1 pseudogene is annotated in these 631 nt (G+C 64.0%); it reads right to left on the bottom strand.

Annotated elements, in window-relative coordinates:
* Nucleotides 1-631 (bottom strand): annotated as a pseudogene (locus tag ACW9H9_RS28745) (lipase family protein); the annotation flags it as partial.

The following is a 631-nucleotide window of genomic DNA, read 5'->3' as shown; positions in this document are numbered from 1 at the left end:
CGGAGCGCGTCGTAGGCTTTTTCATGGGCCTTGCGGTAAGCATCCGGGCGCGCCTCGCGGGCGACTTTTTTCAGTTGCCCTTCCAGGCTGTGCAGCGCCTTATCCACCCCATTGAATTCGCGTTCGGTCACCAGCGTTTGCTGCTTCTCATAAGACGACTGCCAGCGGCGCAAGGTGGCCCAGGCGTTAGGCACGTATGCGCCGACCATCAAATGGTCGAGTAAGTAAAACGCCGGCTCGAACGCCCGTTGCGTGGGCAGGCCGTGTTTTTGCCGCAGGATTTCGTTGCACGCCTGTTCGGTGACGCTTTCACACCCCGGTGCCCAAAGAATGGCCGAGCGGCGGCCGTCTTCGAAGCGTACCGGCATAAAGTGATGCAGCGTGCCGTGATGGCCGTAGGGCGCGCCGCGCAGGTTGCTGACCCCGGCGAAAAACGTCAGGGCGCCCAGCGGGGCGTTGGTGAAGCTGACGATGATGCCGGCGCCGAAGACTTCGGGTTTGGTGTCCATGTGGACGCCGGGCACACTGGGGATGGGGTCGTTGTGGTTGACCATGCGGTGGTGGGTCAGGCCCGCGGCGCCGTCGATGAAGGTCTGGTCGGCGGCGCGGGGGGCGCCGTAGGTGTAGAGCA

It is taken from the genome of Pseudomonas sp. SDO5215_S409 (genome assembly GCF_054071325.1).
Note: the sequence above shows the minus strand (reverse complement) of the source record. Positions and strands in the feature narration are given on the sequence as shown.